Consider the following 26,978-nt stretch of genomic DNA (forward strand, 5'->3'; position numbering starts at 1 on the left):
TAATTTATTATTGCGTGCACAAAAGTAATAATTTACTTCTAAAGTAATTATTATTCTAAAATACGCAGTTGAAGAATTTTGGGGTTCCAGTTGTATGTTTCAATTTAAAAAAGTAGTCAAAGTGCTTTTTATCGAGATTAATTTTTAGTCTGGATTAGTAGCACTTTTTTTGTGTCTTAAAGGAGTAGTTGAATGACGGAAATTACTGAATTTGATACGATTGCGGCAATCTCCACCCCAATGGGCGAAGGGGCCATTGCTATTGTTCGTTTATCTGGAGATAATGCGATTGCTATTGCTAATAAAATAACAAAGGGTAAAGATTTAACCAAAGTTGCTTCACATACTATTAATTATGGACATGTCATCGATCCACAGACCAAACAAGTGGTTGATGAGGTAATGATTTCAGTTATGCGAGCACCAAAAACTTTTACGCGTGAAGATATTGTAGAAATTAATACGCATGGCGGTTTATTGGCAACCAATCGAGTTTTACAAATAATATTAAGTAATGGGGGACGGCTGGCACAACCAGGTGAATTTACGAAACGTGCTTTTTTGAATGGTCGAATTGATTTGACCCAAGCTGAATCGGTCATGGATATTATTCGAGCCAAGACAGATCGGGCAATGGATCAAGCCGTCCGACAATTGGATGGTTCTTTAAATCATTTAATTAAAAATTTACGTCAGGAAATTTTAGAAGTTTTAGCACAAGTTGAAGTTAATATTGATTATCCAGAATATGACGCTGAAGAGCTGACGACCAAAATGCTACTGGAAAAAGCCCAACAAGTGCAAAAACAAATTGATAATTTATTAAAAACTGCTCAAGAAGGACAAATTTTAAATCAAGGTTTAAAAACTGCCATTATTGGCAAACCCAATGTTGGTAAGTCTAGTTTATTAAATGTTTTAGCTAAACAAGACCGTGCGATTGTGACGGATGTTGCTGGAACGACTCGTGATGTGATTGAGCAGATGGCTAATGTTAATGGTATCCCCTTACAATTGATTGACACAGCTGGAATTCATGACACAGAAGATAAAGTGGAAAAAATTGGTGTTGATCGGAGTTTGCAGGAATTAAAAACTGCGGATCTGGTTTTATTAGTATTAGATGGCAGCCGTAACTTAGATGCACAAGATCAACAGTTATTACAAGTTACTGCACAGCAAAAACGGATAATTATTATTAATAAAAATGATTTACCAGCGGCTTTTTCGCCCCAAACAATCGGGGTTGATGGACAAGATGTGATTCACATTTCAGCTTTGAATCAGCAAGGAATTGATCAGATTGAGCAACGGATTCAAACGATGTTTTTTGCGGGAATTGAACCCAAAGATGGGGCTGTGGTGACAAATGCGCGGCAAGTCGGGTTATTAAATCAGGCACAAAAATCTTTAAGTGACGTTATTACGGGGATCAATGAAGGAATGCCAATAGATTTAGTCCAAATTGATATGACGAATTGTTGGGATAAATTAGGTGAGATTACTGGCGAAAGTACGCCGGATGAGCTGATCACCCAACTATTTACGCAATTTTGTGTTGGAAAATAAGGAGTTTAAAATGCCAGAAAATCAAGTTCGTGAATATGAAACAGCAAAAAAGTATGACGTCATTGTTGTTGGTGCTGGTCATGCTGGTTGTGAAGCGGCATTAGCAGCTGCGCGTATGGGTCAAGAAACGCTACTTTTAACTTTAAATTTAGATATGATTGCTTTTATGCCCTGTAATCCGTCAATTGGTGGTCCGGCTAAGGGCGTGGTTGTTCGTGAAATTGATGCTTTAGGTGGGCAAATGGGTCAAGCCATTGATGCGACCTACTTGCAGATGCGGATGTTAAATACCGGTAAAGGACCTGCAGTGCGTGCCTTACGGGCGCAAGCTGATAAGAATGAATATCATCAATATATGAAAGAAACGATTGAAACAACACCGCACTTGACTTTACGGCAAGGTTTAGTTGATCAATTAATTGTTGAAGATCAAGTTTGCCAAGGTGTGGTAACTAGTACCGGAGCCCGTTATCGTGCTAAAAGTGTCGTGTTAACAGCTGGAACGTCTTCGCGCGGGAAAATTATTATTGGCGAGTTGATGTATTCTTCTGGTCCTAATAATTCTTTACCATCGATTAAATTATCCGAAGATTTAGAACGTTTAGGTCTAAAATTGCGCCGCTTTAAAACCGGTACTCCACCGCGAGTTGCGAAGGATAGTGTTGATTTTTCCCAAATGGAGGAACAACCAGGTGATAAAACGCCTCGGTCATTTTCTTATTTGACTGACCGGACTAATTATTTAAAAGATCAAATTTCTTGTTGGATGACTTATACTAATGAAAATACTCATCAAATTATTCGGGAAAACTTAGATCGAGCACCGATGTTTTCGGGAGTGATTGAGGGCGTCGGTCCACGTTATTGTCCTTCAATTGAAGATAAAGTAGTGCGCTTTGCGGATAAGCCGCGGCATCAGATTTTTATGGAACCAGAAGGACGCACGACGCAGGAATATTACGTGGGTGATTTTTCGACTTCCATGCCGGAAGAAATTCAACAACAGATGTTGCATTCCGTAGCCGGTTTAGAACATGCCAAGATGATGCGGCCAGGTTATGCGATTGAATATGATATTGTGGAACCATGGCAGTTGAAGCAATCTTTGGAAACTAAAGTGATTAGCCATTTATATACTGCTGGACAAATGAATGGGACTTCCGGTTATGAAGAAGCGGCTGGTCAAGGTATCATGGCCGGGATAAATGCGGCTTTAAGTGCTCAAAATAAAGAACCATTTATTTTAGGACGCAATGAAGCTTATATCGGTGTGATGATTGATGATCTGGTAACTAAAGGTACTAATGAGCCTTATCGTTTGTTAACTAGTCGAGCAGAATACCGTTTGATTCTACGGCATGATAATGCGGATGAGCGTTTGACGGAAAAGGGTTACCACTTAGGGTTGATTAACTATAATCGCTATCAAAAGTTTTTGCATAAGTATCAACAAGTTTCAGCCGAAATTTTACGTTTAAAAATGACACGGATTAAACCCAATAAAGAGGTTAATCAATTTTTAACAGATTTAGGGATGAACCCGTTAAAAGATGGAGTTATTGCTGCAGATTTCTTAAAACGCCCCGAAATTAATTACCAAACAGTTGTAAAGTTCATTGGTTCAACTAATGAACCATTACCGCCAGAAGTCACTGAGCAAGTCGAAATTTCCTTGAAGTACGCTGGTTATATTAAAAAAGAAGAAGCACAAATTGCTCATCTTAAAAAATTAGAATCGAAAAAAATTCCAGAAAATTTGGACTATAATGACGTGCAAGGGTTAGCTACTGAAGCACGGCAAAAATTGCAAAAAATTAATCCAACGACTATGGCCCAAGCTAGCCGAATTTCGGGGGTTAATCCCGCTGATTTGAGTATCTTGATGGTCTATATTCAACGCGGCCGCATCGCGAAAGTTGACCGCCAATAAGCGTGTATTAATGATACGTGTGAATGAGTCTGGTTAAAAAAGATAACACATAAAAAACATTCTACCAACTGAATCAATCTTTGATTACCGGTAGAATGTTTTTTAACATTAGGGATTATATTAATCGCAGATAAAAAAATTCTAGATGTTTTCCAATTAGGAAAATCATCTAGAATTTTTAGTTGAGCTACATTGAGATTGATAAATTACTTCTTTTGGAGACCTTTAACGCCACCAACTTCGTACAAAACTTGTTCAAAGGAGAAGCGTTTTGCCATAGCAGCAATTGCACCTTTGAGTTTTAAATGTGGTTTAGTAATTTCGGCGATTCCATGAGATGGTCCTAAAGAAGCAATTGTTCCTTTAGAATGATAAACAAATTTCTTTTTAGGAGCATCGTTAATGTCGGCAACAATATTTTCAGCAGCAACCACGGATTGTGCTAAAGCCAATTGACCAGTGGTTGGCAATGGACGATTCGACTGAGGATCCATTGAAGCGGAATCATCACCAACAACATAGATCTCAGGATGATCTTCAATGTTCAAGTAATCAGTTACTGTAATCCGATTGCGACGGGCATTAAAACCGGAATCCTTAATAACATCACTACCACTAACACCAACAGTCCAGATAATTGAATTAGCGTAAATGCGTTGTTCCTCATCACTATCACCCTTAGTGTAAACAACTGCATTTGGTTCAATCTTCTTAATTTTAGCACTAGTCATAATCTTGATACCATTTTTACTTAAGAAGTCGACCGCATATTGTGCTAATTCAGAATCGAACATTGGTAAGATTTGTGGAGCCATTTCAACACTGGTAATGTTAATTTCTGGTACTTCATACTTAGCCTTCAATATTTTAGCAGTGTCAATTAATTCACCCAATAATTCAATGCCAGTAAAACCAGCACCACAAACGACGATATTTAAATCGTTCGGATCTTGTGATTGCTTGTAGTTACGGATGTTAGAATTGATAACTTCATAAATTTTTTCCGCAGAAGGAATATCTTGTAGTTTGTAAGAATACTGATCGGCACCTTCCATGCCAAAGTTTTCGGATCGAAAACCTAAACCGACCACGACATAATCATAAGTTAAATCATCATGATCGGAAAATTCAACTGTTTTGTTTTCATAATCAATTTTTGAAACATTTGCTTGAATGAAATTAACATTATCTGGTAGAACACCACGGATGTCAAAGCTGATTTTATCAGCATTAGCCGTCCCAGCAGCTACTTGATAAAGTTCAATAGATTCAACATGTTTAGTGTTGCGATCGATTAAATCAATTTGTGTGTCTGCAGGAGCAATTTTTGCTAACTTTCTGGCAGTACCTAGACCAGCGTAGCCTGCTCCTAAAATTACAATGTGAGCCATAAACCCAATCCTTTCTTTGTATGTAATTCTAACAATTATTATAAACTTTTTCTTAAGTTCTGAAAACCGATATACTATATTTATTTTAAAGTTTTCTAGAGATTAATGATTTTTTTGTGTAACCGATTTCTTTGAAGTATAATGAATGACAGCAAAGAATGGAGGATTTAAATTATGTTGATTATGGCAATTAATGCAGGTAGTTCCAGTTTGAAGTGGCAAATTTATGATTTACCTAGCGAACGTAAAGTGGCGCAGGGAATGATTGATCGTTTGGGCAAAAGTGACGCCGTTTTTGAAGCTCAGTATGGTGAACACAAGTTTAAGCAACAAGAAGCTATTACTAATCAACAAATTGCAGCTACTTTAATTTTAACACGATTAAAGAGTTTAGGAATCATTGAACACTTAGAAGATATCAAAGGAATCGGTCATCGTATCGTCTCGGGTGGTGAACAATTTAAGCGTTCAACAAAAATTACACCTTATGTAGCTCAAGCCATTGCCGATTTAGCTGAACTGGCACCGTTACATAATGCCACCGAAGCTTATTATATTCGGGTTTTTGCCAAATTATTACCACAGGCCACCCAAGTGGCAGTTTTTGATACTTCATTTTTCACCAGTTTGAAGCCAGTTAATTATTTATATCCCTTGGATTTGAAATATTATCGTCAAGACCATGTGCGTAAATATGGCGCGCATGGAACTAGTCATCGCTATGTGATGCAACGGGCGGCAGAGATTTTGCAGCAAGATGTTGAGAAAACTAATTTAATTACGCTGCATTTAGGTAGTGGAGCATCAATTACGGCCATTCAAAATGGTCAAGCCATTGATACGTCGATGGGCTTTACGCCACTAGCTGGAATTATGATGGGGACTCGTAGTGGTGATATTGATCCGTCAATTATTGAACACTTAATGCAAAAAGAAAACTTGACTGATGTGTCGGAAATGATGGATATTTTAAATCATCAATCGGGTTTGTTAGGCGTTTCTGGTCTATCGAACGATAAACGTGATATTGATGAAGCGGCAGAGAATGGTAATAAACGAGCATTATTAGCTCAACAAATGTTCGTCAATCGAATTGTCAAATATGTGGGCTCTTATTTGGCCTTGTTGGATGAACAACCTGATGCCTTAGTTTTCACGGCCGGAATTGGTGAAAATGATCCGGAGGTCCGGGCCGATGTTTGTGCTCAATTGGCACATTTAGGTATTAAAATTGATCCGCAGAAAAATAAAGTTCATGGTCATGAGAAAATTATTAGTACGCCTGATTCTCAAATCAAAGTATTAGTAATTCCAACTAATGAAGAATTAATGATTGTGCGCGACACTTATCAGCTCATCAAATAAATTGTAGGATCCAAAAGAGGATTGAGTCGAATTTTCAATCTTAATTCTGAGCATTTATATAGTTAATTACTGAAAGTATTAAAAGAGGCTGGAACGTAATAATTAATGTTCGTGTAATTCTTAATATAGAAGACGAACGTTAATCTTATTGTTCTAGCCCCTTTTTGGATCAATAGCTATCAATTTCTGACTGTGGAAATCTTATTTTTTAAAACGAGCAAGGAAACACCTTCTTTTAAGGACGTGATGAATTGCTCCATGTTTGAATTTTAGCTGTTTTGTAAATATCTATGGCTTATAATTAATTTATTAAACCAAGGGTGGTGCAAGATTGTGGTGTTCAAAGCTGTTAAACTAAAAATCTATCCTAATCAAACACAACGGCAACAAATCATTAAAAACTTTGGTGCGGTGTGCTTTGTTTGAAATCAAATGTTAGCGATGCAACAGGAACGTCATGATTATCTAAACAAGTTAACAACCCAATTAGTTAAAGACTATGATGTGATTGTGATTGAAGATTTGAAAACCAAAAATCTGTTGCAGAATCACCATCTAGCTAAAGCGATTGCTAATCAAGCATGGCGGGAAATTCGGCGGCAATTGGAGTATAAATGTGCGTGGCATGGTAAACAATTAATTACTGTCGATCCCAGAAAAACGAGTCAAATCTGTTCCAATTGCGGCTATGATGACGGAAAACATGAGTTAAATGTCAGACAGTGGCAGTGTCCACAATGTAAAAAGCAGCATGACCGTGATGTCAATGCTGCGTTAAATATCAAGCAATTAGGATAAACCGCTACTAAGTTGTCAGACAAAGCCTAGCAAGTTAAGTCTGTTCCCAGAAGCTCGGTACTTTAGTGCCGACGTAGTCTCAAGGAATTAATAAACCTAAACCAAGAGTTAATACTTGAGTAAAGGTAATTACGAAAAGATTTTGTACGGCTAATTTAAATGTTTCTTTTTTAACATGAATCGCAAAGAATTGTTGCGTATTACTGTAAACTAAAGGAATTGTTACTAAAGTGACTAAATTAAACCACGGTAAATAATTTTTTAAAACGGCAAGAATTAATAATAAATAGCCGAGAATTAAAATTCCGGCGTAAAACCAGAGGCTATTTTTGACGCCGAGATAACGGACAATGGTGTGACGACCTAAATCTAAGTCTTCTTGGTAGTCGCAAATATTGTTAGCTAACAGTAACGAAGCGATAGCACAGGCTGCACAACCAGCAGCCATTAAAATTGGAAGGATAAATGCTAAATTAAAGTTGAGTAATTGATGCACGTTTAACCAAACTGTGATTAAAAAAATCATAAAGCCCATAGTAAAACCGGCAAAAAATTCACCAAGGGGCAAAGAGTTTAGTGGCCAAGGGCCACCCGCGTATAAAAAACCAACAGCAAAACAAAAAATTCCTAAAATTAATAATAACCAACCAACACGGGCGACTAAGATTAGACCGATTATAGCTGCAATAGCCATGAACGAATAATTTAACCACCCGATATGCTGAAGATTTAATTTATTAACACCAATGACGTTAGTTTGTTGGCGAAATGCTTGACCTTTAGTATGATTAGCGTTTTTATAATCCCAGTAGTTATCGTTAATATCCACGGCCATATTAAAAAGTAACATGGCAATAAAAAAGAGGCCGGTATTGAGCCAATTTAAATGCTGGTAATGATAGACGGTGTAAAAGACTCCCAATAGAAAAGGAAACACACTCGCGGTTTTTGCTTTAATTTCGACTAATTCTAAAAAGACTGCTGGTTTCAAACTTTCAATAAACCTCACTTAAATTTTGATATACTATATAAAGATTATAATACATGAAAAGGTGCCTGTAGATGATTAATCCCATGTGGTCTGCAATTCCTGAGTTAAAACAGCAATTGCAAGATGTCCAAAACTTTATTTTAAAACAATTAGATCCGTTAGATCAAGCGATTGCTCAACCAATTCATGAACAAGTGGTCAGTGGTGGTAAAATGATTCGCCCCGCTTGTTTATTAATTTTTAGTGATTTTGGTGATGTGGCTTATCAAACAAAAATTAAGGCGGCAGCCGCAATGGAAGTCTTGCATGTTGCTACTTTGATTCATGATGATGTTATTGATGATTCTAAATTACGACGGAACGTTGAAACTCTTCAAATTCGCTTGGGTGACCGGAATGCGATTTATGCAGGCGATTATTTAATGACCGTTTATTTTGAACTAATTAGTCAGGTGGCTACTAGTCAGGCAGACGTTCAGTTAAATGCCCTAGGCATGAAAAAAATTTTAAAGGGTGAATTGGATCAACTGCGTATTAATTATAATCCGCAAGCGACAGTTAAAATGTACTTGCGCGAGGTTGCTGGTAAAACTGCCCAATTAATTGAATTGAGTGCCCAATTTGGTGCTATTTTAGCAGCTAAGGATGATAAGTTAGTGCATCATGCGCGCTTTATCGGTCATAATATTGGGATGGCTTTTCAAATTGAAGATGATATTTTAGATTATCAAGGTCACAAAACTGGTAAACCGCAGCTGGAAGATTTGAAAAACGGAGTCTACTCATTACCATTAATTTATGCATTACAATTAGATCCTACTTTACAGCAATTTTTAACCGGTAAAAAAAAGTTGGCACCTGAACAAATTGAATTAGTTGCTGAACGGGTACAAAGTTCCGGCGGGTTGATGGCGGCACAACAATTAGCTTACCGTTACTCACAAAAAGCTTTGAATTTAATTGAGGATTTACCACCCAATCAATATAAAAAATATTTACGTTGGTTAACTAAAAAATTATTAAAGCGGCAGCAGTAAAAAAGCATAATTTGAACATGAATTGGAGGAGTTATGGCAACTAATTACTATTATTTAAGTAAGTATTTGGCAGGAATTTATCGTGGCTCCAAGAATGAGTTTAATAAGCGTTTAAATTGTCTAGATGTTAGAGCTACCCAAAGTGATTTGTTGTTATTTATTGATGAACATCCCAATTGTATGCAACAAGAAATTGCTCAAAAGATGGTCATTGATCCCAGTTTACTAGCACGTGATTTACGCGATTTAGCGCAAAAAAAGTATATTAAACGGCAGTGTGATGTTGATGATCGACGTGCTAAGCGGATTAATCTCACTAAGTATGGTCAAAAACAAGTCTGCCATCTACGCCAGGTCATGAATGATTGGTGGCAACAATTATTTACCGAGAATAATTTAAATGCGCAAGAATTTTGTCAGGCGCTAGAAGCGGTTTATGCAGTGGTCACTCAGACTAAAAAAACAGAAAAGGCTGAAACAAAAAGAATTTTTCGTGAATTTTGACGAACATTTTCTCCTTATAGTGCTCCAAAAGTCAGAAGTTTGTGTTTAACTGTGTCTAATATTAAGGTAAAAGTTCGCACTTTAGTACTGGACACAGTTGGTACTCAACTTCTCAGCGACTTTTGTCCCAACCTCTAAATAGCGGTATAATTTAATTAATCGTTTCCAATCTAACTAGAAGGGAAAATTAATTATGTCAGAATTATACCTGATGCGTCATGGACAAACTTTGTTTAATCAAACGCACCGCATTCAAGGAGCTTGTGATTCACCATTGACGCAACAAGGAATTGCCGATGCTAAAGAAGTGGGGCAATATTTCAAGCAGCAAGGAATTACTTTTGATCATGCTTATGCGTCCACGCAAGAGCGGGCCAGCGATACTTTAGAATGTGTGACTGATCAATCTTATCAGCGCTTAAAAGGAATTAAGGAATGGAACTTTGGTCTGTATGAAGGCGAAAGTGAACGCTTGAATCCACCATTGGATCCGAAAAAGCATTCTTATGGGGATTATTTTGTTTATTATGGTGGTGAATCAGATGAACAAGTCCAACAACGGATGACAACAACGCTAACACAGATTATGGAACAATCAGATCACAAACGGGTACTAGCAGTTAGTCATGGGGGTGCCTGTTATGCCTTTTTAATGCAACATTTACCAGTTGACCAGCCACGTGATCAGTTGCCACATTTGAAAAATTGTAATATTTTAAAATTTGCGTTTGAGAATCACCAATTTAAATTTGAAGAATTAATTGACGTTAAAAGCTTATTGCATAAATAAAAAATTCGTTGGCTACTGAAAACGGTTAAAAAAACTGCGATCAAAGTCAACGAATTTTTGTTTTTAGGCGAAATTAAAGATTAGTAAAACACTGAAAATCAAACAGCAAACTCGAAAATAAGTACCAGAATATAGTACCAGAGCCACAAAGCGGGACGTATTGGCAGTAGCATTCTTTTGAACACTTTTGAAGTGATTATGCACCGCTACAAATTCCCCAAGACCTAACAATAGTAGAAAAATCTGAATGCAGTTTCGAAAGTGAATTTCATTTTCAATCCCTCTTGTCACGACGATTATAGTACTTTTTGAAGAAAAAAATAATGCTTTTTTTAATTGACTTTTAGATTAAGTGTAGTAAACCACACTTTTGAGAGGATAATTTATGAAAGATGATTTGTTGCAACAATTAGGACCAAAAATTAAAGTCGCAAATACATTGATTGAAAAAGAATTAAACCGGCGTATTGCGCAATTAATTCCCAATTATAATTTAACTGGTCCCCAGATCACACTTTTAGTTTATCTTTATGAAGCTCATGGTCAAACTATTACACAGCGGGAAGTAGCACAAAAATTTGCGCTGAGTCATCCGACGATGTGCAGTATTGTTAAACGTTTGGAGCAAGCCCAATTAATTAACACTAGTCATTTAAAAAGTTACCGTCGCCAGATTAGTTTGGCACTGACTAGTCAAAGAATGCAGTTTTTAGAACAGCACATTAGTTCGATCCATGAGACAATGCGTAAAGTTAATGAACAAATTGTTGGCGGGCTAGCTAACGACCCATGCAAATGCTGCTTTGTCTTACTGTACGGGGGCGTTAGGTACGGCCTTGGCAATGTTGATGGTCGCTTTAGCGGCCAACTTAAGGGGGAGTGTTGGTCAAGGTCAAGCAACAGAGATTGGCTATCAATGGAGTTTTATTTTAATGATTGCCTTTGTATTTATTGGCTTATTAGCATCACTTTTTCTACCTAATGCTGCAGTTGAGAAGCAACAAAGTAATTGATCTTTTTTTAATCTTTCATGTAAAATTAGTTTATTAGTTGATTTACAAAGGGTGATGACTATGAATAACCTGCAAAATTTAAAAAGTTTAAAAGATGATATGAAAGAAAAAGGATGGGTTATTTCAAGTTTTTCATTTCGGTACAAACAAATAAATTATGCTGTTTTGGTTCAAAGATTCTCTAAACGTTTTCCAAGAAAGAATAAATACGCTCTTGTTGGATTACGATTTATGAAATTTTCTGATTCAAATGATTATCTTAAAGTTGAAGCTAATTCTAATAAACTGATTATAGATGCAAAAAGTTTAAGAAAATATTTTGGTATTGAATATTCAAAAAATTTGGGAGACATTTTAGAACAATTTTCGATGCGATTGGGTAATTCAATTCCCTTAAAAGTACCTAAACGTTATTCTGATAGTGAAAAAAAAGCTATGGTTCACTATTTGAGTGTCAGTGATTCTGAAGATCCCGACAAAATTTATTGTATGGGCTTAAGAAGAAATCCTAAAGGTCAAAATAGAAGTATGTGTAACTCTGATAAGACTAAGTTATTAAGACCTAAACTATATGATTATTTCTGTAATGATACGACTATTAGCTTTTGCTACTCTAAACTTAAAGATGAGGAAAAAACTGACCTTGAAATAATAAAAAATAATTTTAACAAATAAAAATACTCCATAGCTATTAATTTTAATACAATAGTTACGGAGTATTTACATAAATTCAGTGAGAGATTTTAGAAGTACAAACCGACAATCGTACCCGTTAAAATTGAAGCTAAAGTAGCACCCAATAATAACTTCAGTGAAAATTTAGCAACAAATGATCCTTGTTTAGCACTAATAGATTTGATCGCTCCAGTAATAATGCCAATCACACTGAAGTTGGCAAACGAAATCAAGTAGGAAGAAATAATTGCCACGGCTTTTGGACTTAAAACGTGGACAATTTGGTGTAATTGACCTAAGGCCACGAATTCATTGGTTAACATTTTAGTGGCCATCAAACTACCCACTTTTTGAATGTCAGAAGCAGGAACGCCCATTAAAAAGGCAATCGGTGAGAAAATATAACCGAGAATAGTAGTGAAACTAATATGGAAAATAACGGTACAAGTACTATTTAAGAAAGTTACTAGGGCGACAAAGCCGATCAACATGGCAGCGACGGTAATCGCCAAATTGAAACCATCCAAGATGTAATTACCGACAACTTGAAAGAACGGTTCATTAGATAGATTAGTGTTCGCAGAATCAGCATTGATGGCTTTGTTTTCTGCATCAGAAACATCATACGGATTAACAATACAAGAAACAATTAAAGCTGATAAAATATTTAAAAAAACTGCCGTCACCACGAATTTACCGGGAGCTAGTTGCATATAAGAAGCCAAAACTGCCGCCGAAACAGCACTCATGGCCGAAGCACAAATGGTATACAGCCGTTTTTCATCTAACTTAGGAATGACGTCTTTAATTGTTAAAAAGACTTCTGGTTGACCTAAAATGGCCGTGGAAACAGCAAAGTAACTCTCAAGTTCGCCCATGCCTGCTAATTTATTTAACACATAACCAGTCCACTTAATAATAAACGGTAAAACCTTGATGTAATTTAAAATTCCGACTAAAGCGGAGATGAAGACAATAGGCATTAAAACATTTAGGAAAAAGACGGAAGCACCTTTTTTAATAACTAAACCGCCAAAAACAAAGTTAATGCCACCAGCAGCTTGAACCATCAACCAATTAAAAAAGTTAGAAATCGCGCCCATGGTTTTAATACCGCCAGATGTGTTCAAACAAAGAAAAGAGATAATTAGTTGAAGGACAAACATAATTCCCATCTTTTTAAATTTAATGTGTTTACGATCACTACTGACGAGCCAACCGATAGCTAGTACTAAAAGGATACCTGTTAATAAGAAGACAAAGCGCATTTTTTTCACCTTTCTCAATCTGAAATTTTTGCTTTTATGGATAAATTAGTTTAAAATATTTTTTTCTAAGCGTAGTAAGACCCTTAAACCCCAAGACGGTTTAAGGGTCTTTTTTGCACATTGTTGAATTGTCAAAATAAGTGCTTAATCAATAATTTGATAAATCATGGGGTTAGTTTCGGCATGATCAGCAATGGTAATATTTTGATAGAGCAAATCTTTAATATCATCGACATTTTCACGATTACTATAAATGGTTAAAATTGACTCGCCGGTTTGAATTTGGTCACCGACCTTTTTGTGTAATTCAATACCAACACTGTAATCTAACGGATCTTCAGCCTTTTGCCGACCACCACCAAGCATCATACTGGCAATACCAACTTCATCAGCCTTAATTTGGGCGATGACACCACTATTTTTAGCTGGCAGTTCAATTTTATATTGGGCTTGCGTCATAATTGAATAGTCATCAATGACGCGTTCATCGCCACCTTGAGCTTTGATCATGGCCCGAAAACGGTCTAAAGCCCGACCAGAACTAATAGCATCTTCTAATAATTTGCGAGCATCGTCGGCATTAGTCGCTTTTTCACCTAAAACGACCATATAGCTCCCCAAAGTTAACATTAATTCAGTTACATCTTTAGGACCTTGACCTTTGAGAACATCAATTGATTCTTCAATTTCTAAAGAATTACCAATCTTATAACCGAGTGGTTGATTCATGTCAGAAATAACGGCCATACATTTCAAACCGACACCTTTACCAATAGCAACCAGTGCTTTGGCTAACGCTACAGAATCTTCTAACGTCTTCATGAAGGCGCCAGCTCCAGTTTTGACATCAATAACTAAGGCGTCAGTACCAGCAGCAATTTTTTTACTCATAATCGAACTAGCAATTAAGGGAATTGAATCCACGGTATCGGTTACATCACGCAAAGCGTAAATTTTTTTGTCAGCTGGTGCAATATCACCAGTAGCACCAATAATGGCTAAGTTTTCTTGAGCAACTTGTTGAATAAAATCTTGCTCACTAATTTCAACTTGATAGCCAGGAATGGCTTCCAATTTATCTAAAGTACCACCAGTATGACCTAAGCCACGTCCAGAAATCATCGGTACTGCAATGCCGGTGGCAGCCACAACTGCAGCTAAAGGTAAACTGATTTTGTCACCCACACCGCCAGTAGAATGTTTATCAACTTTAATACCAGGAATTGCTGACAGATCTAAGTGATCACCAGATTTCATCATCTTCATGGTCAGATCGGCGCGTTCCTGATCCGTCATATCTTGGAAATAAATAGCCATTAGTAAAGCACTAATTTGGTAATCGGGAATTGTTTTGTCGCAAACACCGTTAATAAAGAATTGAATTTCTTCAGGAGTTAGTTCCTGACCGTTTCTCTTTTCATCAATAATATCGACCATTCTCATGTTAAATGGACTCCTTTAATAGTTGAATTTAATTTATTTTTAAGAAAGCGTTTACTTTTGTGTTCTCAAAGAACACAGTTAACCGACCATCTAATGCCAATCTGATTTTAGTTAACGGTTAAGTTTTATGTGATCTTTGAGAATTGAATTTTAGTTTTAGTAGTAAGCAGTTTTTGAACAGAACATTATTTTATTTTGTTCTTATCAAGATAAAAATCAATTTTCAGAGGTTATACTCGGTACTCAGTGCTTTTTGTTCGCAGCTTATTATAATTGCGTTCCAAGAAACAAAAGTCGGCGTCTAACTACAACTGCTAATCAAGCCAGGTTCTGGCTTAATTATCAGTCTAGGTTAGTACTCAACTTTTAAACGTTTCTTGTCACAGCTTATTATTCACAATCAATTAGATTTTGTGCTAAGTTGGCGTCTAAAATTGCAATGTTTGCATAGTGTGCCTTTAATACGGCATGGACAGCGGCGGTTTTTTGTAAACCACTGGCGACCACGATGGAATTTTCTTTTTGACCAAGCGCTTTGGCTTCGATACCGACTGTTCGTTGATTCAATTCATTGTCAATAATGTGACCATTGCTATCAATAAAGCGCGAAACAATATCGCCGACCGCTTTAGTCTGAATTTGTGTCTTTTGTTCCTTATTTAAATATCCTAGATTGAATAATAAAGAATTGCTGCTCGCAGTCCCGACACTAAACAGTGCAATGTTGGCTTTTTGACCTAAGTCCAAAATTTGTTTGATGAAACGATCTTGTTCAACTAACTCTTTGGTAACTTTACTATCAAAAATAGTTGGTAGGGGTAAATATTGAGCTTGCGTCTGAAAAGCTTGTGCCAATTCGTTAATACTTTCATACGCGTAAGTTTTTTCATGACTAAAACTGAAGCCACCCTTTAGTTGAACAGTTTTAACGCCTGGAATTGTTTGCACTGTTAAATTAGTGGTGACAGCGTGCACAGTTTTTCCCCAGCCAATGCCAATAATGTCATTGGGTTCGACTAAATTAGTTAAAAATTGGGCGGCATAAGCGCCTAAGCTTTCCAAATTAGTCGTTTTACCAGCAAAATGAGGAGCGACAATTTCAATTTGTGCTTGATATTTTTGCGAAAGAATATCTGCCAAATCCGAATAGTTAATAAAAGGATTTTCAATCTGAATTTTAACTAGTCCAGATTCCTTGGCTAGTTGCAATAGCCGTGAAATTGTCGGCCGTGATAAGTGCATTTTTTTGGCAATGGCTGCTTGTCCCAGATTTTCTTCATAATAAAGTTGAGCAACAGTTAAAGCTTGTTTTAACTTGGTTTCACCGTGATTTGTCATGATTCACCTTTTTATTGGAGTTGATTTAAAAAACTAGTCCCCAAATTATTGGTGGCAACGTTAAAGTTGTCTGCAACTGTAGCACCGAAATCGCTAAAAGTTGTCCGAGTACCTAAACTCGCCGGAGTTTTCATACTTGGTGAGTAAACTAATAGGGGAACTAATTCTCTAGTGTGATCAGTACCTTTGTAACTTGGATCATTACCATGATCAGCTGTGATGATTAATAAATCATCATCGTGCATCTGTTCTAAAACGTGACCTAGGCGCTGATCAAAGTCCATTAAGGCTTGACCGTCCCCTTTAATATTACGCCGATGTCCGTACATTGCATCAAAATCAACCAAATTTGTAAAACAAAAGCCTGTAAAATCTTTTTGCATCACATGATCTAAATGATCCATGCCATCCATATTACTTTCGTTATGGTAACCTTCGCCGATACCCTCACCACTGAAAATATCATTGATTTTACCAATGCCGATAGTGGTGATGCCTTGGTCTTTGAGGTAGTCTAGAGTAGTTTTACCAGTGGGTTTTAAAGTGAAATCATGGCGATTAGCAGTCCGAGTAAAATGATCTTTATCGCTGCCGATATAAGGACGGGCAATAATGCGGCCCACCGTATATTCTGGACCGTTGACTAAGCTACGAGCGTATTCACAAATTTTGTATAATTCGTCAACTGGAATAACGTCTTCATGAGCGGCAATTTGTAACACTGAATCACCAGAAGTGTAGATGATTAAGTCACCGGTTTTCATTTGCTGTTCGCCTAATTCGGCAATGATTTTGGTGCCAGATTCTGGACGATTACCAATAATTTTGCGACCAGAGAATTTAGCAATTTTGTCTAGTAAGTCATCCGGAAAGCCATTAGGGAAGAAAGATAATTCGGTTTTGACGGGCAATTGCATCATTTCCCAATGACCATCCATACTGTCTTTGCCAACAGAAATTTCTTGCATGTTACCAAAGTAACCAATTGGTTGTTCAGCTTTAGGAACACCAACAATAGCTTTAGCACGTTGGTTAGAGAGACCGATTTTTTGCAAATTAGGTAATTTTAAATTGCCATCAAAATATTCACCAATGTGACCTAAAGTATCGGAACCAACATCATCAAAATCAGCAGCATCGTGAGCTGCGCCGGTTCCAATAGAATCTAAAACGATACCAAAAATTCTTTTATAAGCCATCTTCTTCTCCTTTATTTTGGGGCGCCGTCTAAAATCTTTACAGTGGCACTGACACCTAAACGACTGGCTCCAGCGTTAATCATGTTCATGGCTTCTTCATAGCTATGAATACCACCAGATGCTTTTACACCTAAACGCTCGCCAACTGTTTGGCGCATTAATTTGACATCAGTTGCTTTAGCGCCAGCAGAACTGAAACCAGTAGAAGTTTTAACAAAATCAGCTTGAGCTTGTTCTGCTAATTTGGAAGCTTCAGTGATCTGATTATCGTTCAAGAATGATGTTTCAATGATAACTTTCAATAATTTGTTTTCAGCATGAACAGCTGCCACAACTGCAGCAATATCAGCTTTTACGGCATCATAGTTACCACCGATTAATTCACCCACGTTAATGACCATATCTAACTCATCAGCACCATCAGTCATGGCTTGTTTGGCTTCAAAAACTTTGGTCGCAGTGCTGGTAGCACCCAATGGGAAGCCAACCACGACACAAGTATTAATCTCACTACCGGCTAATTGCTCATGCACAATCTTGGTCCAGTAAGCGTTGACACAAACGGACGCAGTTTGATAGCGTTTTGCTTCGTCACAAGTTTTTAAAATGTCTTCTTTGGTAGCATTTGGTTTTAAAAGTGTATGGTCCAAATATTTAGCTAATTCTTTTTTTGTAAGTTCTTTCATGTTTTGAAACCCCTTTCTGTAAATCCAAATTAATTATATAACTTATTTAACAAATGTAAAGCTAATTTTTGAAATTATGTTCAAGAATGGATAAAAAATATTCTCCAGAAAAATAAAATTTATTTTTCGGAGAATACCTATAAAAAGGTAAGTTATTTTGAAAAGTCGACGTTATGACAAAGGATTTTGAGAAACTGGCTACTAATTACTAAATTTAAAAAACAATTTGATTTAGTTTGGGCTAGTGCTAATACATATTTATTAATTGGAACTAATGATTTTTCTGACTGAACTAGTTTTTATTGCCATAATTTACTCAATATTAGCGTGTCTTTGAGTCATTTTAGCGTTCGTTTCACCAAGTTTGTCCATTAAAGCTAGTACTAAGCTATCGTAAATTAATAAAGAACTCTGTTCAAAAGTTGACCCCATTGGCTGAATGGATTTAATAGTCGTATCTTTTTTAGAAGGTGCTGGAATCAATAATTTCCAATCGGCTAATTGAGCCAATGAAGATTGCGGATTAGCTGTAATGATGGCAATAGTTAATCCTAACTTTTTGGCAGTCTGAGCTTGAGTAATTAATTTAGCAGTTTGCCCTGACGCAGAACCTATAAGGAGCAAGTCTTCTGTGTGGGCTGCTGGAGTACTAATATCACCGATCACATGGGCTTGTAGACCTAAGTGCATGAGGCGATTAGCGAATGCTTGAATCATTAAACCTGAGCGACCAGCACCGGTTAAAAAAATTTGCGATACAGATAAGATTGAATTAACTAATTGATTAAATTGCTGTAAACTTAACCGGGGCGTGATTTGTTGCAATTCATCCAAAATTTTTTGCCAATAATTTAAAGTCAAATGTTTTGCCTCACTTAATTTCTATTTAGAATTTTGTTATCTCCAAAACATTAATTTTGATGATTTAATCTTTGTTGAAGATGATATTTTATTTGGTTCATGGGTTGCTGTAAACATAGCTCAATAAAGTTTGAATCTTGAAAAAGGGAAACCACTTGTTTGAGAACTTGAATATGTTCTTGACCAGAAGCTAAGGCTAAATTAAAGATTAACTGGCAATTAACACTTTGCTGATTGTCTTCCATGCGACCAAATTTTACCCCATGTAAGTTGCGTGCTACACTAATACTATTTTGTTTGACATATTGACTGTTGCCATGAGGCATTGCAACTCCATGACCATCAGGTAACATTAGACCTGTTGGAAAATCAATTTCACGCTTGATACAAGCATCAATATAGTCTTTAGTAATACTGCCTCCTTGAAGCATCTGGTGTCCTGTAAAGTTAATCGCTTCTTGATATGAATCAATTGGCTGAGAAATTTCATTAACGTAAAGTTTAATATCTGTCATTGTGTCAGCCTACTTTGCTAATTCTGTTGCGACAGCGTCATAGATTTCATCTTCGCCAATTCCGGTTAATAAACCTGCACCTACAATCACTTTTGTAGTGATTTTGGGATTGGAAAGTTTAGTTGAGGAAACTATGATGTCATAACTATTAAATTTTTCAGCACTGCAATCGGCAATAGAAGCTTTATCCACTTGAGCTTGTAAATGATGTTCTTTTAAATAATCTTGTAAAACTGAGACCATAATTGATGATGAAGCAATGCCGTTTCCACAAACTACTAAAATTTTTTTCATAATAATTTTCTCCTGCCTAATTAGTTGGAACATCGCTTTGTTGTTGTCGGTGTTCACGTTTTTTGAGTAAATAACCAATGGAAATTAATAAAATTCCAATCAGAATAAAACCGAAAATCCCAACATGTGTAGTCGCTGCAAATAGACCGGTAAACGGATTAGCAGAGGGATTTAATGATGAATACATAACTCCAGATTTGGCACCGGCACCAAATTCGTGAAAGACGGTGTTAGTAGCAGGTGTCATCCAAGAAGCAATGTACAAACCGCCACCGAAGACAATGGCTGATGTTAGCCAAGTTCGCAAAATATTACCTTTAAAAATCGGTAACATACAAGCAATGAAGAAGACAAACTGTGATAAGTCGCCTAGGGGCATGACCCGGTTTCCTGGTAAAATAACTGCTAAAATAACGATGATGGGAATTAATAATAAAGATGTAGCGATGACAGAAGGATTTCCGACGATCAAGGCTGTATCCATTCCCACTGTAATATTACGATTTGGAAATCGCTTAACTAACATTTTACGAGCGGCGTTGGATAAAGGCACTAAACCTTCCATCATAATAGAAGTCATCTTAGGTAGTAAGAGCATAACTGCTGCTAAATACATACCTAATTGGATACTTTTGATCACGGTACGATAGGGATTAGCCCAGCTGTAACCAATCAAACCCAATAACATGCCAATAAAGAAGCCAACAATTGTGGGATCACCTAAAATTCCAAAGCGTTTTTGAATATTTTCTGCCGTAATGTTCCAGTTGCGAAATCCGGGAATATGATCGAAGAGCCAATTAAATGGGTAAGCAAAAATTAAGTACGTATTGGCAACTGGATGTGAAATGGAGACTCCTTCCGGTAAACCAAAGTATTCTTGATTTTGTTTAGCACCTAAATCAGCAGCAATTAGTGCCCATACGTGGAACAAAGCAGCTGTTAAAACGCCATACAAGAAATTATGTGAATAAGCTGCTACAATAGCGCCCATTGAAGCATTTTGATGCAAGTTAAAAACATCAACGTTGACACAATCGGTTAATCTGAGGACTAACATAATAATGTTGGTTACAACACATAATGGGATAATGATTGCACCTAAATTAGAACCAAATCCCATAACTGCAGTGGCCGCACCGCCGACGTCAATTGCTGATAAAGAAGAACCGGTGGCCTTAGCTAAACCTTTGATAGCCGGGCTCATCTTATCAAGCATAAAGTTAATAACCATAGTTAGGGCAATAAAGCCAATACCGACTTTCATAGCGCATTGAATAGCCTCGCCTAGTGGCCGACGTAAGAGCAACATAAAAATTAGAAAAATACAGGGAATGAAAATAAAATTACCAATATCATTGATAAATTGGGTGATAATTGCCACGAGAACTCCTCCTTGTGACCTTATTCGGGTCTAAATCCCATATTCCAAGCAACATAATCGGGTTTTTTTAGATTTCGATTATCATCTTTTTCAGCTTCTAATAAATTTTTCTTTGAATTTTCTCGAGCGGTTGAAAAATCAAAAGGTTGATCATACCAAGCATCTACAACTTGTTTCATGTATTCCAAGCTATTAACGCGACAGCCTAAACCAATAATTTGGGCGTTATTACTTAAACGGGCACGTTGAGCAGAATAAGGATTGGTGACAGCTACAGCCCGAATTCCCCAATGTTTATTGACCTGGCAAGTAAAACCAATTCCGGTGCCACAAATATAGATACCTAAACGACATTGATCTTCTTGAATTACTTTCGCCATTTCATCGGCCAATTTAGCAAACGTATTTTGACCATCTTGAGGTGTTTTAACAGGGTCAAAAATAATCTCGGCGTCTTTTTCCTGAACTAAATATTGCTTTAGTGCTTCTTTAGTTGAAAAGCCAATATCGTCACAAGCAATCGCAATTTTTGTTGTCATTAGTATTCCTCCTTGTAAAATATAATGTATACGCTTAACAACAACTTCAATATAAACTTGGTTTTAGTTGTTGTCAATAGGCTTTTATTTGTTTTTGAAGGGATATATTGATAGTTTTTACCAATTTTTACCAATTTTTAATTGACTTTACTTGCTTTTGCTTGGGTTATCTTGAGCTTTTTGCTATGATGAAAAAAAGGAGACTGAAAAATGCAGTTAATGGAAGAACGACGTAATTTAATTTTGGCAGAAATTAAACAAACTGGTGTGGTTTATGTTAGTGAATTATCCCGTGAGTTTGATGTTTCTTACGAAACAATTCGTAAGGATTTAACTTTTTTGGAGAAGAAAGGTTTATTAGTCAAGGAACACGGAGGAGCAACTTTAAAGCAACATGCCATAGAACATTCATTTCAAGTTCGAGAACAAGAAAATGTAGCTGCTAAAATGCGACTGGCTCAAAAATCATTAACGTTAATTCCTGAAAAAAGTTCAATTATTTTGGGTACGGGAAGTACTATTGTTGAGTTAGCTAAATTATTGATTAATAAAAGTGGGTATAAAATATTTACCGATTCCTTGCCTATAGCACAGCTTTTATTAACTTCACATAATCAATTATTCTTTTTAGGTGGAGAATTACGTTCAGCTAGTTCTTCAGTGTTTGGGGGATGGACGATTAATCAATTACAACAAATTCAAGTCGATTTATGTTTTTTAGGCACAGATGGTTTTAATAATTTCACAGGTCCCACTAGTCCGTCATCTTCAGATGCTTTTGTCGATCAAAACATTATTCAGCATTCAGAGAAACGCTATATTTTAGGAGATTATACTAAGTTTGAACGTAAAAGCTTATATAATATTTGCTCTTGGCAAGAAATAACTGCTTTGATTACTAATCAAGAAAGTAATACAGAAAAAGTTAATTTATTAAGAAATCAAACGCAGGTATTAACTTGTTGAAAAAGAGGCTGTTTGATGTGATTCCCGAAGTTTTCCTAACTTCGGGGGGCACATCAATTTTTATCTCGGTATTTTTGTATTTTTTAAGTGGCTAACCTAATTTTAAAATTTACGATTTTTTTATTTATAAATTAGTTAGGGGGTTAAGCTGGGATTTTAGCTACTAGTAACCCTAACCTAGCTTTCCGGTCTTTACTAAGGTAGTGCTTAATATATAAATAATTCGTTTTTTAATCGGCATAATAATATTTCTTTACTTAGGCTTTGTAATTATGTTATTTTACTATTGAATTAATATATTATCATTAAAATGAAAAACTATTTATTATGAATATAACATATTGATTTTAAAATAATTAAGAATATGGGGAAATTAATGGTTAAAATTGATATGCGTAAGTTAGAAGAAAATAATTATGACTTACAAAAACAAGTTAAAGCTTTGAAAAGTGCGTTACAAGATACTAGTACCAAGATGAGATCGGTTCCGAATTCAGAAGGCTTCAGTGGAAAAGCACAGCAACGAATGTCCGAGTATGTAGAAGAAGCCCATGGTCGTGAACCGCAACAATTAATGAGTGAGTTAGATCAATTAGCTCAAGGTATGGAACGTCTAATTAATGACTTTAAGGAAGATGTTGATAGTAGTAGTCAAGCTAAAATTGACACCGATAACTTAGATGATATTGAAAAAATACTGACAAAGGCCAAAGAAAGAAATCGTAAAACAGTTGCTAAACTTAACAAAGCTTACCGCTTAGCGATTGAAGCTGGCGCTAACTGTCAATTAATTGATGATCAAGCCGATGAAGCATTGGGCGAAACGATTCAGCTGGTACAACAAACGAAGCGAAAATTGTTAAATTACAATAATCGCACCTTGCCATTAGCTTTAAAAGAGTTGGATCGGAATTTAGTTAATGTTAAAAGTGATCTAGCAGTGACTGCGGGGATTAAAGGTCAAGGCAAAAATCACTTTCAGATTGCGGCTTTTCTAACGGAGTTAGGACGCGATGGTTGGAATGATGAGGCCTTGACTAGCTATGAACATTTCTTGAATGCTAGTATCAAGAACTTAAAGGGAGATAAATTATCTAAACAATTAAATCATTTATTTAAGCAAGCGCGTCAAGTGGGTTCTGCTGCTTTTAATGCTTTATTTCGACCGTATGCGCAAACGGGAGTTAGTAAAAAAGCAGCTAGTTCAGCCTTAACGATTATGCTGAAATACTTAGGAGCGACCGTGGAAAATGGTTATCTGAAGTTAACAAATGGCTTTCCAGTCTTAAATCCATTTGAAAATGAATTGCTACAAACCTTGTTGCCCAAAGTCGTACAAACTGCATTTCCATTTACTAAGGGAACGAAAGGTGGTCTAGCTAATGCCAGCGGCACTATAGCCACGGAAATTCACCAATTGCGCTATTACATTTCTGACTCAAACGCTAAGTATGTTGAACAAGTGGCTAAAAAGTTGCACGTTACCCCTGGTGAATATTTAGATGATTTAAGCCAAACCGGGCAGTTTAAAGTTGGCAGTGAAAGTGCGAGAGCGCATAATAAAAAATATTATGATCAAAATAATGATAAATATAATTTGAATTACATGCATAATTATAAATTATTATCCAATTTTCATGTGGAATTCATTATTGATAATCAAACGGGTAAATTATTACATGTTGATCCAGCAATCACGATTGGCAAAAGTGGACAAAATTTAGCTGAATGGCAAAAAGATGATTTAGCGGGTTTTGTGAATGGACCATCGTATAATTATGCCAATCAAAATGATATGAATTTGAATAATTTGGACAGCTCACATTTTAATTATGATTATGGTTATGAAAAAGCGCTAGATATGCCTAATCGCAATGATATGTTTACGACAGATAAGTCTAAAAATAAGTATGCTCTTTATACAACGCCTAAAAAAGAAGGCAAAAATAAATATCAGCCTGTAGACAGCTACTCAGATTATCATCGCAAAAAGCAAGGTAAATAAGGCAATGAAAAAAATATATAAAAGTTATCTGCTGACTATGGTAGCGGGATTAAGCATTTTCACGATGGGACTAAGTAGTAATCCACCTAGTAGGTCGGAAATGACACCAAAATATCAAAAAATGAGTGATAAAAAACTGCAAGCTCGCAAAAATGAGGGCGCTGTTTTAACACCCAAGGTTAAAGCTAGAACGGCTAAAGATTTAATCGGTAAATCTTTTTCTTTTAATTCGTCAGAATTTGAATATTTTCCGAGAGAAGGAGATGGTGAATATTTTTTAAAGTTAAAACCCGATCAAAGCTTTGTTTTAGTATATAACGATGCTTTTAAGGTGCGGACGGATCAAGAGGGTAGTCCAGATGGAATAAGTATTCAAACATTTGCGGGTAATTATAAAATAAGTAAAAAGCAGATCAAGTTGTTTATCCAAGACTATTGGATAACAGTTGAAAATGAAGACGACATTCATCCTTTAAAAAGAATGAATAGCTGGTCAGTAACACCAACATCTATCGGTTTAAATCAAGCATTGTATAATAAGTTGCCATTAGATTTGCAACAAAAGATTTCACATGATCAAATTCAACAGCGATATGATCATTCATATGAATATTTTAGAAGAGAGAATTCAAAAGGTTTGGCTAAAAAATTGTCAAATGCTGGTAGTTATGTATTGATAAAAAAGGGAAACATTTGGCAAGTTCAGCAACCAATGCTTGGTGAAAGAAAACACATTAAAGGAACTAAAAGGTACTACAATAATCCTTATAAATTTGGTTACCTTCACAAATATGACCATGTTTACCCAATTCCCGATTCAGTGTCAGAAGATCTAATTAATAAATTTAAGGAAAGTGGTAGTTATTAATGATGTTTAACTTAGGCATCACCGTGGAAAATGGTTATTTGAAATTGAAAAACGGTTTTCCAGTCTTAAATCCGTTTGAAAATGAATTATTACAGATGTTGTTGCCCAAAGTCGTACAAACAGCTTTTCCATTTACTAAGGGAACGAAAGGTGATTTGGCTACTGCCAGCAGGACGTTAGCTACGGAAATTCACCAATTGCGCTATTATATTTCGAACTCCAACGCTAAGTATGTGGAACAGGCAGCTAAGAAATTGCATGTTACCCCTGGTGAATATTTAGATGATTTAAGTCAAACCGGACAGTTTAAAGTCGGCAGTGAAAGTACCAGAGCGCATAATAAAGTGAAATTTAAAGATGTTTATCCTAGCATAGGCTCTTCAAATAATTACAAATTATTATCCAATTTCCATGTCGAATTAATTATTGATAATCAAACGGGTAAATTATTACATGTCGATCCGGCAACAATGATTGGTAAGAGTGGGCAAAGTTTAGCTGAATGGAAAACCGACGATTTAGCTGGTGTTGTGAATGAACCATCGTATAATTATGCCAATCAAAATGATATGAATTTACGAAATGTAGATAGCTCACACTATAATTATGATTACTCTTATGGAAATATGGATATGCCTAATCGAAATGATATGTTGACGACAGATAAGTTCAAAGATCAGTATGCTCTTTATACAACGCCTAGAAAAGAAGGTAAAGATAAATATCAGCCTGTAGACAGCTATTTGGCTTATCATTGCAAAAATCAAGGTAAATAAGACGATGAAAAAAATTATAAAAGCTTTCTGTTAGCTATGATAGCAAGGTTAAGTGTTTTTACCATGGGACTGAGTAGTAACCCACCTAGCAGAGCGGAAATGGCACCGAAATATCAAAAGATGAGTGCTAAAAAACTGCGAGCTCTCAAAGATCAAGGTGAAGTTTTGACACCCACAATTAAAGCTAAAACGGCAAAAAATTTGATTGGCCAATCTTTTTCCTTTAACTCTATTTTTGATGGAGAATACTTTTTAAAATTAAAATCCGATCAAACCTTTGTTTTAGTATATAACTATGCTTTTAAAGTGCGGACGGATCAAGAAGGTAGTCCAGATGGAATAAGTATTGAAACATTTTCAGGTAATTATAAAATAAGTAAAAAGCAGATCAAGTTGTTTATCCAAGACTATTGGATAACAGTAGAGAATGAAGACGAAATTCATCCTTTAAGAAGAGTGAATAGTTGGCACATAACGCCAAAATCTATAGGTTTAAATCAAGCATTATATAATCAATTACCAGAAGATTTACAGAAAAAGATTCCATCTGATAAAGTTCACTATGATTATGATGACAATAAAGAATATGGTTTTGCAGAAAAGAATTATCCTAAAAAATATGTAAGGTATTTAAAAAATTCTGGTGATTATATGATCAATAAATATCATAATCATTGGCAGGTACAGAGACCTGGAGTAGATATGCAGGACAATCCGAAAAAATAAGGTAAGTATATATTTTCTAAAGAAATTGACCGGTATGGTTATCTTCA

26 protein-coding genes and 1 pseudogene are annotated in these 26,978 nt (G+C 36.0%); 15 read left to right on the forward strand and 12 right to left on the reverse strand.

The window, feature by feature from the left end:
* Positions 1 to 192 precede the first annotated feature (192 nt).
* Positions 193 to 1,569 (forward strand): tRNA uridine-5-carboxymethylaminomethyl(34) synthesis GTPase MnmE, encoded by a 1,377-nt coding sequence (gene mnmE, locus AC3B7A_RS04740; RefSeq protein WP_489754990.1) that lies wholly within the window; start codon positions 193 to 195, stop codon positions 1,567 to 1,569.
* 10 nt (positions 1,570 to 1,579) lie between these two features.
* A complete protein-coding gene (mnmG, locus tag AC3B7A_RS04745) occupies positions 1,580 to 3,499 on the forward strand; it encodes a tRNA uridine-5-carboxymethylaminomethyl(34) synthesis enzyme MnmG (RefSeq protein ID WP_489754991.1) in 1,920 nt (639 codons plus the stop codon).
* 206 nt (positions 3,500 to 3,705) lie between these two features.
* On the opposite strand, the gene AC3B7A_RS04750 is transcribed toward mnmG, so the two are convergent.
* Positions 3,706 to 4,890 carry an NAD(P)/FAD-dependent oxidoreductase gene (locus tag AC3B7A_RS04750; protein WP_489754992.1) on the reverse strand — a complete coding sequence of 395 codons (1,185 nt, stop codon included), beginning with the start codon at positions 4,888 to 4,890 and terminating at the stop codon, positions 3,706 to 3,708.
* A 174-nt stretch (positions 4,891 to 5,064) separates the two neighbouring features.
* Between AC3B7A_RS04750 and AC3B7A_RS04755 the strand changes: the two genes are divergently transcribed.
* From AC3B7A_RS04755 to AC3B7A_RS04765, 3 genes and pseudogenes are all read left to right on the forward strand, one after another.
* Positions 5,065 to 6,255, forward strand: coding sequence for an acetate kinase (locus AC3B7A_RS04755; protein ID WP_489754993.1), 1,191 nt, complete (start codon positions 5,065 to 5,067; stop codon positions 6,253 to 6,255).
* Positions 6,256 to 6,591: 336 nt separating this feature from the next.
* Positions 6,592 to 6,681, forward strand: a complete 90-nt coding sequence (locus AC3B7A_RS04760; RefSeq protein ID WP_489756548.1) for a helix-turn-helix domain-containing protein — start codon at positions 6,592 to 6,594, stop codon at positions 6,679 to 6,681.
* Between the two features lie 24 nt (positions 6,682 to 6,705).
* Positions 6,706 to 7,053 (forward strand): annotated as a pseudogene (locus AC3B7A_RS04765) (RNA-guided endonuclease InsQ/TnpB family protein); the annotation flags it as partial.
* A 79-nt stretch (positions 7,054 to 7,132) separates the two neighbouring features.
* On the opposite strand, the gene AC3B7A_RS04770 reads toward AC3B7A_RS04765, so the two are convergent.
* The gene (locus AC3B7A_RS04770) at positions 7,133 to 8,044 is read right to left on the reverse strand and encodes a 1,4-dihydroxy-2-naphthoate polyprenyltransferase (RefSeq protein WP_489754994.1); all 912 of its coding nucleotides are present in this window, start codon (positions 8,042 to 8,044) and stop codon (positions 7,133 to 7,135) included.
* Positions 8,045 to 8,115: 71 nt separating this feature from the next.
* Between AC3B7A_RS04770 and AC3B7A_RS04775 the strand changes: the two genes are divergently transcribed.
* The 5 genes from AC3B7A_RS04775 (at position 8,116) to AC3B7A_RS04795 (ending at position 12,063) form a co-directional block, all read left to right on the forward strand.
* A complete protein-coding gene (locus AC3B7A_RS04775; protein WP_489754995.1) occupies positions 8,116 to 9,081 on the forward strand; it encodes a polyprenyl synthetase family protein in 966 nt (321 codons plus the stop codon).
* 33 nt (positions 9,082 to 9,114) lie between these two features.
* Entirely contained in the window at positions 9,115 to 9,585 is a 471-nt protein-coding gene (locus AC3B7A_RS04780; protein WP_489754996.1) for a MarR family winged helix-turn-helix transcriptional regulator, read from the forward strand.
* A gap of 193 nt (positions 9,586 to 9,778) precedes the next feature.
* Positions 9,779 to 10,375: a histidine phosphatase family protein gene (locus tag AC3B7A_RS04785; protein ID WP_489754997.1), complete on the forward strand. Its 597-nt coding sequence runs from the start codon at positions 9,779 to 9,781 to the stop codon at positions 10,373 to 10,375.
* Positions 10,376 to 10,760: 385 nt separating this feature from the next.
* Complete coding sequence (locus AC3B7A_RS04790) at positions 10,761 to 11,357, forward strand: MarR family winged helix-turn-helix transcriptional regulator (protein ID WP_489754998.1); 597 nt, start codon at positions 10,761 to 10,763, stop codon at positions 11,355 to 11,357.
* A gap of 91 nt (positions 11,358 to 11,448) precedes the next feature.
* Entirely contained in the window at positions 11,449 to 12,063 is a 615-nt protein-coding gene (locus tag AC3B7A_RS04795; RefSeq protein WP_489754999.1) for a DUF6037 family protein, read from the forward strand.
* A gap of 68 nt (positions 12,064 to 12,131) precedes the next feature.
* Here AC3B7A_RS04795 and AC3B7A_RS04800 read toward each other — a convergent pair whose 3' ends face one another.
* From AC3B7A_RS04800 to AC3B7A_RS04845, 10 genes are all read right to left on the reverse strand, one after another.
* A complete protein-coding gene (locus AC3B7A_RS04800) occupies positions 12,132 to 13,331 on the reverse strand; it encodes a NupC/NupG family nucleoside CNT transporter (RefSeq protein WP_489755000.1) in 1,200 nt (399 codons plus the stop codon).
* Between the two features lie 144 nt (positions 13,332 to 13,475).
* Positions 13,476 to 14,774, reverse strand: coding sequence for a pyrimidine-nucleoside phosphorylase (locus tag AC3B7A_RS04805; RefSeq protein WP_489755001.1), 1,299 nt, complete (start codon positions 14,772 to 14,774; stop codon positions 13,476 to 13,478).
* 390 nt (positions 14,775 to 15,164) lie between these two features.
* Positions 15,165 to 16,112 (reverse strand): sugar-binding transcriptional regulator, encoded by a 948-nt coding sequence (locus AC3B7A_RS04810; protein ID WP_489755002.1) that lies wholly within the window; start codon positions 16,110 to 16,112, stop codon positions 15,165 to 15,167.
* Positions 16,113 to 16,123: 11 nt separating this feature from the next.
* Positions 16,124 to 17,311 (reverse strand): phosphopentomutase, encoded by a 1,188-nt coding sequence (locus AC3B7A_RS04815; protein ID WP_489755003.1) that lies wholly within the window; start codon positions 17,309 to 17,311, stop codon positions 16,124 to 16,126.
* Positions 17,312 to 17,322: 11 nt separating this feature from the next.
* On the reverse strand, positions 17,323 to 17,997 hold the full coding sequence (deoC, locus tag AC3B7A_RS04820; protein WP_489755004.1) for a deoxyribose-phosphate aldolase: 675 nt from the start codon (positions 17,995 to 17,997) through the stop codon (positions 17,323 to 17,325).
* A 312-nt stretch (positions 17,998 to 18,309) separates the two neighbouring features.
* Positions 18,310 to 18,858: a 6-phospho-3-hexuloisomerase gene (hxlB, locus tag AC3B7A_RS04825; protein WP_489755005.1), complete on the reverse strand. Its 549-nt coding sequence runs from the start codon at positions 18,856 to 18,858 to the stop codon at positions 18,310 to 18,312.
* Positions 18,859 to 18,908: 50 nt separating this feature from the next.
* A complete protein-coding gene (locus AC3B7A_RS04830) occupies positions 18,909 to 19,373 on the reverse strand; it encodes a PTS sugar transporter subunit IIA (protein WP_489755006.1) in 465 nt (154 codons plus the stop codon).
* Between the two features lie 9 nt (positions 19,374 to 19,382).
* Entirely contained in the window at positions 19,383 to 19,667 is a 285-nt protein-coding gene (locus AC3B7A_RS04835; protein ID WP_489755007.1) for a PTS sugar transporter subunit IIB, read from the reverse strand.
* A gap of 16 nt (positions 19,668 to 19,683) precedes the next feature.
* Positions 19,684 to 21,051 carry a PTS galactitol transporter subunit IIC gene (locus AC3B7A_RS04840; protein ID WP_489755008.1) on the reverse strand — a complete coding sequence of 456 codons (1,368 nt, stop codon included), beginning with the start codon at positions 21,049 to 21,051 and terminating at the stop codon, positions 19,684 to 19,686.
* A 20-nt stretch (positions 21,052 to 21,071) separates the two neighbouring features.
* Positions 21,072 to 21,590: an RpiB/LacA/LacB family sugar-phosphate isomerase gene (locus tag AC3B7A_RS04845; RefSeq protein ID WP_489755009.1), complete on the reverse strand. Its 519-nt coding sequence runs from the start codon at positions 21,588 to 21,590 to the stop codon at positions 21,072 to 21,074.
* A 210-nt stretch (positions 21,591 to 21,800) separates the two neighbouring features.
* On the opposite strand from AC3B7A_RS04845, the gene AC3B7A_RS04850 reads away from it, so the two are divergent.
* The 5 genes from AC3B7A_RS04850 (at position 21,801) to AC3B7A_RS04870 (ending at position 26,931) form a co-directional block, all read left to right on the forward strand.
* Positions 21,801 to 22,556: a DeoR/GlpR family DNA-binding transcription regulator gene (locus tag AC3B7A_RS04850; protein WP_489755010.1), complete on the forward strand. Its 756-nt coding sequence runs from the start codon at positions 21,801 to 21,803 to the stop codon at positions 22,554 to 22,556.
* Between the two features lie 376 nt (positions 22,557 to 22,932).
* Positions 22,933 to 24,561, forward strand: coding sequence for a DUF3114 domain-containing protein (locus AC3B7A_RS04855; protein WP_489755011.1), 1,629 nt, complete (start codon positions 22,933 to 22,935; stop codon positions 24,559 to 24,561).
* A gap of 100 nt (positions 24,562 to 24,661) precedes the next feature.
* Complete coding sequence (locus AC3B7A_RS04860) at positions 24,662 to 25,429, forward strand: hypothetical protein (RefSeq protein WP_489755012.1); 768 nt, start codon at positions 24,662 to 24,664, stop codon at positions 25,427 to 25,429.
* Positions 25,429 to 26,205: a DUF3114 domain-containing protein gene (locus AC3B7A_RS04865; RefSeq protein ID WP_489755013.1), complete on the forward strand. Its 777-nt coding sequence runs from the start codon at positions 25,429 to 25,431 to the stop codon at positions 26,203 to 26,205. Before AC3B7A_RS04860 ends, AC3B7A_RS04865 begins: the two co-directional genes overlap by 1 nt.
* 36 nt (positions 26,206 to 26,241) lie before the next feature.
* The gene (locus AC3B7A_RS04870) at positions 26,242 to 26,931 is read left to right on the forward strand and encodes a hypothetical protein (RefSeq protein ID WP_489755014.1); all 690 of its coding nucleotides are present in this window, start codon (positions 26,242 to 26,244) and stop codon (positions 26,929 to 26,931) included.
* Positions 26,932 to 26,978 lie beyond the last annotated feature (47 nt).

The organism is Bombilactobacillus sp. ESL1202 (assembly GCF_058107125.1).

Excerpts from the sequence above, each read along its gene's own strand:
- AC3B7A_RS04750 (WP_489754992.1), bottom strand. The coding sequence starts at position 4,890 with ATGGCTCACATTGTAATTTTAGGAGCAGGCTACGCTGGTCTAGGTACT.
- AC3B7A_RS04830 (WP_489755006.1), bottom strand. The coding sequence starts at position 19,373 with ATGACAGATATTAAACTTTACGTTAATGAAATTTCTCAGCCAATTGAT.
- mnmE (WP_489754990.1), top strand. The coding sequence starts at position 193 with ATGACGGAAATTACTGAATTTGATACGATTGCGGCAATCTCCACCCCA.
- AC3B7A_RS04815 (WP_489755003.1), bottom strand. The coding sequence starts at position 17,311 with ATGGCTTATAAAAGAATTTTTGGTATCGTTTTAGATTCTATTGGAACC.
- AC3B7A_RS04865 (WP_489755013.1), top strand. The coding sequence starts at position 25,429 with ATGATGTTTAACTTAGGCATCACCGTGGAAAATGGTTATTTGAAATTG.
- AC3B7A_RS04835 (WP_489755007.1), bottom strand. The coding sequence starts at position 19,667 with ATGAAAAAAATTTTAGTAGTTTGTGGAAACGGCATTGCTTCATCATCA.
- AC3B7A_RS04785 (WP_489754997.1), top strand. The coding sequence starts at position 9,779 with ATGTCAGAATTATACCTGATGCGTCATGGACAAACTTTGTTTAATCAA.
- AC3B7A_RS04780 (WP_489754996.1), top strand. The coding sequence starts at position 9,115 with ATGGCAACTAATTACTATTATTTAAGTAAGTATTTGGCAGGAATTTAT.
- AC3B7A_RS04860 (WP_489755012.1), top strand. The coding sequence starts at position 24,662 with ATGACACCAAAATATCAAAAAATGAGTGATAAAAAACTGCAAGCTCGC.
- AC3B7A_RS04845 (WP_489755009.1), bottom strand. The coding sequence starts at position 21,590 with ATGACAACAAAAATTGCGATTGCTTGTGACGATATTGGCTTTTCAACT.
- AC3B7A_RS04810 (WP_489755002.1), bottom strand. The coding sequence starts at position 16,112 with ATGACAAATCACGGTGAAACCAAGTTAAAACAAGCTTTAACTGTTGCT.
- AC3B7A_RS04775 (WP_489754995.1), top strand. The coding sequence starts at position 8,116 with ATGATTAATCCCATGTGGTCTGCAATTCCTGAGTTAAAACAGCAATTG.
- mnmG (WP_489754991.1), top strand. The coding sequence starts at position 1,580 with ATGCCAGAAAATCAAGTTCGTGAATATGAAACAGCAAAAAAGTATGAC.
- AC3B7A_RS04755 (WP_489754993.1), top strand. The coding sequence starts at position 5,065 with ATGTTGATTATGGCAATTAATGCAGGTAGTTCCAGTTTGAAGTGGCAA.
- AC3B7A_RS04850 (WP_489755010.1), top strand. The coding sequence starts at position 21,801 with ATGCAGTTAATGGAAGAACGACGTAATTTAATTTTGGCAGAAATTAAA.
- AC3B7A_RS04790 (WP_489754998.1), top strand. The coding sequence starts at position 10,761 with ATGAAAGATGATTTGTTGCAACAATTAGGACCAAAAATTAAAGTCGCA.
- AC3B7A_RS04795 (WP_489754999.1), top strand. The coding sequence starts at position 11,449 with ATGAATAACCTGCAAAATTTAAAAAGTTTAAAAGATGATATGAAAGAA.
- AC3B7A_RS04805 (WP_489755001.1), bottom strand. The coding sequence starts at position 14,774 with ATGAGAATGGTCGATATTATTGATGAAAAGAGAAACGGTCAGGAACTA.
- AC3B7A_RS04870 (WP_489755014.1), top strand. The coding sequence starts at position 26,242 with ATGATAGCAAGGTTAAGTGTTTTTACCATGGGACTGAGTAGTAACCCA.
- AC3B7A_RS04855 (WP_489755011.1), top strand. The coding sequence starts at position 22,933 with ATGGTTAAAATTGATATGCGTAAGTTAGAAGAAAATAATTATGACTTA.
- AC3B7A_RS04800 (WP_489755000.1), bottom strand. The coding sequence starts at position 13,331 with ATGCGCTTTGTCTTCTTATTAACAGGTATCCTTTTAGTACTAGCTATC.
- deoC (WP_489755004.1), bottom strand. The coding sequence starts at position 17,997 with ATGAAAGAACTTACAAAAAAAGAATTAGCTAAATATTTGGACCATACA.